Annotated in this window: 6 protein-coding genes and 1 pseudogene; 3 read left to right on the top strand and 4 right to left on the bottom strand. The window is 72.7% G+C overall.

From position 1 onward, the window contains the following. The 3 genes from ETD83_RS43210 to ETD83_RS37830 form a co-directional block, all read left to right on the top strand. Positions 1-587: hypothetical protein (locus ETD83_RS43210; protein WP_205718104.1), on the top strand; the 587-nt coding region annotated here is incomplete at its 5' end. A 5-nt stretch (positions 588-592) separates the two neighbouring features. Further along, entirely contained in the window at positions 593-2,035 is a 1,443-nt protein-coding gene (locus tag ETD83_RS37835) for a glycosyltransferase (protein WP_205718103.1), read from the top strand. Further along, on the top strand, positions 2,032-2,610 hold the full coding sequence (locus ETD83_RS37830; RefSeq protein WP_138650009.1) for a hypothetical protein: 579 nt from the start codon (positions 2,032-2,034) through the stop codon (positions 2,608-2,610). The genes ETD83_RS37835 and ETD83_RS37830 overlap by 4 nt, the downstream gene beginning before the upstream one ends. Before the next feature lie 51 nt (positions 2,611-2,661). Here the strand turns inward: ETD83_RS37830 and wecB are convergent, their stop codons facing one another. The 4 genes and pseudogenes from wecB to ETD83_RS37810 all read right to left on the bottom strand — a co-directional run. Continuing rightward, positions 2,662-3,765, bottom strand: a complete 1,104-nt coding sequence (gene wecB, locus ETD83_RS37825) for a non-hydrolyzing UDP-N-acetylglucosamine 2-epimerase (protein WP_138650008.1) — start codon at positions 3,763-3,765, stop codon at positions 2,662-2,664. Beyond that, on the bottom strand, positions 3,762-4,379 hold the full coding sequence (locus tag ETD83_RS37820; RefSeq protein ID WP_138650007.1) for an acyltransferase: 618 nt from the start codon (positions 4,377-4,379) through the stop codon (positions 3,762-3,764). Before ETD83_RS37820 ends, wecB begins: the two co-directional genes overlap by 4 nt. Positions 4,380-4,416: 37 nt before the next feature. Then, complete coding sequence (locus ETD83_RS37815; protein WP_138650006.1) at positions 4,417-6,378, bottom strand: glycosyltransferase family 2 protein; 1,962 nt, start codon at positions 6,376-6,378, stop codon at positions 4,417-4,419. 38 nt (positions 6,379-6,416) lie between these two features. Next, a pseudogene (locus ETD83_RS37810) lies at positions 6,417-6,835 on the bottom strand (CDP-glycerol glycerophosphotransferase family protein); the annotation flags it as partial.

The following is a 6,835-nucleotide window of genomic DNA, read 5'->3' as shown; positions in this document are numbered from 1 at the left end:
GACCCCGCCGACTCCGCCGACTCCGCCGACGGCCGGACGGACGCGCCGTGAACGTTCTCTTCCTCGCCCTCGACGGCTCCCGGCGGCCCGCGGTCATCGCCGAGGCCGAACACGCGCTCGCGCACGGCGACAGCGTGACCCTGCTCGTGGGCGGCGCCGCCAAATGGCGCAAGGTGCCGCTCCCGCAGGGAGCCGACCTCGTCGAGCTCTCGCAGCTCGAACGCGGCCACCGGCCCGCCGTCGTGCGGCTGCTGCTGACCAGCGCCCCGCTGTTCCTGCTGCGCGTCTGCCTGCCCGGCCCGTTGCGCAGGCTGAGCAAGCGGTTGCGGTCGGCCTACGTGCGCCGGATCGAGCGCCCCGTCGACCGCCGGCTGGCCCGCCTCTACCGGCGCGACCCGGCCCGCGTCCGGGAGCGTGTCATCGTCCGCGATCTGCTGCAGGGCCGGTCGATCGGCCTCGTCATCGTCGGCGACCCGGGGTCGATGGTCGTCGCGTCCGAACTGCGGGACGCGATCCTGGGCTCGGGAGCGCGGCTCGCCTACACCAGCACGCAAGAACGTCCTCTGGCCGGCCACGTCGAAGGATGAGATCCATGGCCCACCGCCGCCCTCGGCTGCTGTACCTCGCCTTCTACTTCCCGCCGTCGCGGGCCAGCGGCGTCTACCGTCCCCGGGCGACGGCCAATCTCCTGGTCGAACGGGGCTGGGACGTCACGGTCTTCGCCGCGCCGATGCCCTTCCTGCGCGACGCCATCGGCTCGTTCGACGAGCGGCTGCTGGATTCGGTGGACCCGCGGGTCACCGTGGTGCGGCCGGACCTCGACCTCTTCGTGTGGCAGCACAACCTGCGCGACTACACCCGGTTCCGCAGGACGTTCCCGCACCTCGCCCGCTCGGTGTACGGCTGGAAGCAGAAGCACGTCTTCCCGGAGAACTACGCGTCCTGGGCTTGGGCGAGTGTCCGCCGGGCGTTGCGCATGCATGCGCGGCAGAGGTTCGACGTCGTCCTCGCCACGGGGAATCCGTTCGCCTCGTTCGCGGCGGCCTGGCTCTTCCACCGGATGACCCGGACCCCCTACATTCTCGACAACCGTGACGCCTGGACGCTCGACCTCTTCAGTGAGGAGCCCGCGTTCGAGAAGGGCCACCCGGCCTACTCCTGGGAACGGCGGGTGCTGAAGTCGGCGTCCGACGTGGTCTTCGTCAACGAGGCGCTGCGGTCCTGGCACGCCGAGCGCTATCCCCGGGCGGCCGACCGGATGATGGTCGTCCCGAACGGCTGGGACGCCGACACGCTCGACGCCACGGTCGAGCCGCCCGCGAAGATCCACAATGGCCGGGACGAGCGCCGCCCCCGCTTCTCCTACGTCGGCACGCTGACCGGCAAGCAGCCCATCGAAGCGATGGTCGAGGGGTTCGGCCGCGCCCGCGAACACCCGGATCTGGCCCACGCGAGCCTCGACCTGCACGGGTATCTCGGGTTCTTCAAGGGATCCGACAGCACCCTCATCAAGCGCCTCGCGCCCCCGTCGTCCGACGAGGAAGGCGACGCCGGGCAGAACGGGCAGAACGGGCTGAGCGAGAAGAACGAGAAGAACGAGAAGAACGAGCGGGCCGAGCAGGTTCTGGCGCCGGGGGTGCGGTACCGCGGGCCGATGTCCAAGACCGAGCTGCACGAGGTGTACCGGAACTCCGACGTCCTGGTGTTCCTCGCGGGAGGCGCGCGGTACGTGACGTCCGGGAAGATCTTCGAGTACATGGCGGCGGGACGTCCGATCGTGTCGGTCCACGCGCCCGGGTCGGCGGCCGAGGAGTTCCTCCGGGACTACCCGCTGTGGTTCAACCCAAGCGGGCTCGACCCGGAGGCCATCGCCCGGTCGATGGTCGAGGCCGCGAAGGCGGCGGCGGGCCTCGACCGGCGGCAGATCGCCGAGGCGCGCGACTACGCGGCCCGCTTCGAGCGCACGGTGTCGCTGGAGCCGCTGGTGCGGCGGCTGAGCGAGCTGGCCGCCCGCAGGGGTGCGGGCGCCGGATGAGCGAGCGGGGAGACGAAGACGTGAACGGTGGGCCGTCCCCACGGGTGCTGATCCTTGTCCTGGACTCCAGGAGCCACAAGCGCGATACCAGGAGGGCCGCCGGGCTGGCCGCCTACTACCTGGACGAGGAGGGCGCGGAGGTCGACGTCGTGACCGCCGAGTCGCGCGGCTGGGGACAGCTGGACGAGCGGGCGCGGCTGCACCTGCTCGACAAGGCCGAGGCCAGGCACCCGCTGCCGTGGCTGGAGCGCACGATCGTCAGCAGGGTGCCCCGGGCGCTCGTGTGGCCGCTGAAGCGGCTCGGCCGGGCGGGCGCGGTGCTCGACCGCGCGCAGACCCGGGCCTCCGGCATCGTTCACCGGCGGCTGTTCCTGCCCTTCTACCGGCATGTCCGGCCGCTTCTGCTGATCCGGATCGCGCGGCGGCACGTCGACCGCGCCATCGACATGGCGAAGGTCAGCCGCGTCATCGTGATCGACGACACGTCGGTGCCGTTCGCCTGGCGGCTGGCCCGCAAGCACCCCGGCCTCACCGTGACGACGCGGCAGGTGCGGACCCTCGAACCCGAGGTCTGAGGGCCCGCACCCAGGGCCTACCGGCGGCCGCTGCCTACCAACCGACGCGGCCTACCGGTGGACGCGTTCGGCCAGGACCGCCGCGACGGTCTCGGCCGCGCGTCCGTCACCGTACGGGGTGCCGCGCGGGACGTCCGGAGCCGGGCGGGTGGCGGTCTCCGCCCAGCGGGCGGCGCCGAGCGCGCCGGGGTCGGCGACCAGTTCGTTCCAGCCGCCGTCCAGGGTCTCCGGCCACTCCGTCTCGGTCCGCAGCGTGGTGCACGGACGTTCGAGCAGGAACGCCTCCTTCTGGAGGCCCCCGGAGTCGGTGATCACGCCCTGCGAGCCGAGCACGGCCGCGACCATGCCCGCGTAGGGCAGCGGGCGCCCGACGTGCAGCGCGCCGCGCCCCAGCTTGATCCCATGCGTCTCGGCGCGGGAGACCAGCCGCGGATGGGCGAGCAGCGCGACCTGGACGGGAAGGTCGGCGAGCGAGTCGACGAGCGAGCCGAGCCGGGCCGCGTCGTCGGTGTTCTCCGCCCGGTGCAGGGTCGCCACCAGGTAGGGCCGCTCGGGGTCGATCCCGTCCGGCAGGCCCTCCGGAAGGCCGCCGCCGGTCCGGGCGAGGACCATGTCCCGGATCCGGAGGCAGACGTCCACCATCACGTCGCCCGTGCGGACGCTCCGCTCCGCGAGCCCCTCGGCGGCGAGGTGGCGCATCGCCTCCTCCGTCGGGGCGAGCAGCAGGTCGGCGGCATGGTCGGTGAGGACGCGGTTGTGCTCCTCCGGCATGCGGCGGTTGAAGGAGCGGAGCCCCGCCTCCAGGTGCGCGACCGGGAGGTGCAGCTTCACGGCGGACACCGCGCCCGCGAGCGTCGAGTTCGTGTCCCCGTAGACGAGCACCCAGTCGGGGCGCTCGCGCACCAGGATCGGGTCGAGGGCCGCCATGACGGCGCCGGTCTGGACGCCGTGGCTGCCGGACCCGACACCGAGGTGCACGTCCGGGTCGGGGATGCCGAGACCGGAGAAGAACACGTCCGACAGGTCGGCGTCATAGTGCTGGCCGGTGTGCACGATGACGTGCCGATGGCCCGCCGAGGCGAGGGCGGACGCGATCGGGGCGAGCTTGACCAGCTGCGGGCGTGCGCCGACGACGCTGAGGACTTTGAGGCTCATACTTCCTTCTCGATGAGAACGGTGGTGTCGGAGTCGTCCCTGGCCGGGGTCTCGACGTAGCGGGCACCGGTCCGCGGGCACTCCCACGTTCCGTCCGGCCGCCCGGTCAGGCGGGCGCCCGCGCGGCCGACCCAGCCGACGCGGCGGGCCGGAACACCCACGACCAGGGCGAAGTCGGGGACGTCGCGGGTCACGACGGCGCCCGCGGCGACCATCGCCCAGCGCCCGATCCGCACGGGCGCGACGCACACGCTGCGGGCGCCCAGGGACGCGCCCTCGGCGACGTGGACGCCGACCGCCTCCCAGTCGTCGCCGCGCTTCAGCTTGCCGTCCGGGTCGACGGAGCGGGGCTCGCGGTCGTTGGTGAGGACGACGGCGGGGCCGACGAACACGCCGTCCTCCAGCACGGCGGGCTCGTAGACGAGCGCGTGGTTCTGCAGCTTGACGTTGTCGCCGATCCGGACGCCCGACCCCACGTACGCGCCGCGGCCGACGATGCAGCCCGTGCCGAGCCGGGCGTTCTCGCGTATCTGGGCGAGGTCCCACACGGTGGTCCCGTCGCCGAGCCGCGCGGACGGGTCCACTTGGGCGGTCGGAAGGATGCGGTGCGTCATTCGCTGCCTTTCTGGCGGACGTGCTGCGGCGCGGCCATTATCGCGGCTTCCGGGACGGCCGCCGCAGGAGGCTCGCCACCCGCTGCCTCAGCGGATCGGCGACGGAGGCCGTCAGCCACTTGTCGTCGAGCCGGACGTGCAGGCGGCGCGGCGGCATCCACGACGCCGTCACCGGCCCCAGGGCGCCCTTCCCTTCCCGGAGCCGCGTCCGGACGGGGTCGCCCATGCCGTCGATCTCGAAGAACACCTTCCAGCGCCCGGTGCGGGCGCGGGCCAGGGAGAGGTCGGCCTGAAGGTGGGACGCCCCGTCGGGCTCCAAGACGGCGCGGACCTCCATGCTCTCGTCGCGGGCGTGCCGCAGGACGACGCTCATGGCCGGTGCCGGGCCGGGCCCCAGGACGGGCGGTGTCCCGATCCGTACACGCAGCCGGTTTCCGGGCCCAAGGGCGGCCTCGGCGTCGGGAAGATCGCCGGGGACCGGTCCGCCGCCCAGCTCCAGGACGAGCTCTCCCCGCCCGCTCAGAGGCAGGACACGGATGAGGCGCGCCCGGCCCGGTGGACGGGTGCTGATCACGGTCGGGACGTGCATGCCGCCGGGCTTCTGGACGGGAATGGTCTGCAGGTGCCCCTCGATGCCCGCTTCCATGGCGATCGTCCAGCGGCCGTCCGGCCAGTCTTCCGACACCGGGGTCAGCTCGGCGGTGTAGGACGTCGCCATTCCCTCGTCGGTGCGCTCCGCCGCGCCGGTCTCGCAGGCGACGCGCCGGGGGCCTTGGGCGCCGTCCACGATCAGGTGCAGGGCGGGGGTTCCCTCGTCGGTGTCGCGCACCACGACGGTGCCGCTGATCTGGAGGACGCCGTCCGACCAGGCCGGAGGGGACAGCCGATGCTGGATCGCCGGCTTCATCGCGATCTCGTAGCAGTCGTCGGGGATGCCGATGGCCTCGTCGCGGAAGAACGGATACTTGTGGTAGCACCGCCCGTCCTCCAGGTGGAGGCGGGGGCGCCCCGAGTCGCGGTGGAAGCGCAGGACGGTGTCGAGCGCGTCGCTGAGGTCGTGGAGCAGGCAGTGCGCGATGATACGGCGGACGGGGACGAGCTGCCGCACCAGCCCCGGGGTGAGCCAGTTCTCCAGCAGTTCGCGGCACCCGGCATAGGTGATCTTGCGTTCGTCGTCGGGGGCGCTCAGGTACAGCTTCTGCAGCCGTCCGAACACCTCCTGGTCGAGGTAGCGCCGGTGCAGCTGGTCGCGGATCTCGCCCGGCTCGGCGAACTGCGCGACCTGCTCCATCGCCTCGGTGACGATCGCGTAGACGTCGGCCGCGGGGGCGCCGCCGACCTGGGTCGTGCTCGTCCCGTCCGCGCGCGCCGCCCAGTAGTAGCAGTCGTAGTCCGCGAGGATGGACACGCCCCGGGCGCGCAGGTAGGCGCCGGCGGTGAACAGCTGGTCCTCGTGCGTCGGGAAGCCCTCGGTGAACCGGAGCCCGGCGTCCTCGATCAGGGAGCGGCGGAAGAGCTGCAGGGCCGCCATCGACATGCGCCAGAACAGCTCGGAACCGGGTTCGAGGACGTGGGTGCGCTCGATCGTCGCGCCGAACACCTGCGGCATCCGGCGGCCGCCGACCCCGACCTGCTTGCCGAGCACGATGTCGGTGCCGTTGCGCTCGGCCATCGCGGTCATCCGGGCCAGCGCCTCCGGGCCCAGCCGGTCATCGGCGTCAAGGAAGAAGACGAACTCCCCGGACGCCAGTTCCAGGCCCCGGTTGCGCGGCCCTCCCGCGCCGCCCGAGTTCGGCTGGTGGAGGACCGTCAGCCGGTCGTGGGCGAGGGCCAGCTCGTCCAGCAGCTCGGCGCTGCCGTCCGTCGAGCCGTCGTCGACGGCGATCACCTCGACCCGCTCCGGGGGGAGGGTCTGGGCGAACGCCGATTCGAGTGCGGGGACGACCGTGTCCCGGCAGTTGTGGACCGGCATGATCACGCTGACCAGCGGTTGCGTCATGGTGCCTCGGCAAGGTTGTTCGAATACCGAGCGACACTTTATGCGGGGTCGGGGACCCGCGGTGCCGGGAGCGCGTACATCGTGGACCGGGGGCCCGCCTCGGCCAGCGCGTCGACGGCGGCGGCGAACCGCGTCATCGCGTCCGGCTCCGCCGGGCCCAGCAGGTAGTCGCGGAGCCTGGTGCGCTCCTCGGCGAGCGGGTCCCGGCCCGGTGTCGTCGTCACCGCCAGGATATCCGCCAGCTCGGCGCAGCCCGGGCCGAGCAGGTACGCGGCGGACGCGGACGGGAACGCGGCGCGGAACTCCGCGTCGTTGGCCGCGTGCGGGTTGGTGACCACGTACGGCTTCAGGCTCGGCATGTAGTCGGAGATCACGCTGGAGATGTCGGTGATGAGCATGTCCGACCGGTTGAAGCAGTCGTGCAGCGACGCCTCGGCGCCGGTGACGACCCGATGCC

The sequence above is a fragment of the Actinomadura soli genome, from assembly GCF_005889715.1.
Lineage (GTDB): Bacteria > Actinomycetota > Actinomycetes > Streptosporangiales > Streptosporangiaceae > Spirillospora > Spirillospora soli.
The sequence above is the reverse complement of the archived record's forward strand: the minus strand, read 5'-3'. Positions and strand labels throughout refer to the sequence as shown.

What these genes read in the sequence shown, in the direction of transcription:
- ETD83_RS37835 (WP_205718103.1), top strand. Translation starts at nt 593, where the DNA reads ATGGCCCACCGCCGCCCTCGGCTGCTGTACCTCGCCTTCTACTTCCCG.
- ETD83_RS37830 (WP_138650009.1), top strand. Translation starts at nt 2,032, where the DNA reads ATGAGCGAGCGGGGAGACGAAGACGTGAACGGTGGGCCGTCCCCACGG.
- wecB (WP_138650008.1), bottom strand. Translation starts at nt 3,765, where the DNA reads ATGAGCCTCAAAGTCCTCAGCGTCGTCGGCGCACGCCCGCAGCTGGTC.
- ETD83_RS37820 (WP_138650007.1), bottom strand. Translation starts at nt 4,379, where the DNA reads ATGACGCACCGCATCCTTCCGACCGCCCAAGTGGACCCGTCCGCGCGG.
- ETD83_RS37815 (WP_138650006.1), bottom strand. Translation starts at nt 6,378, where the DNA reads ATGACGCAACCGCTGGTCAGCGTGATCATGCCGGTCCACAACTGCCGG.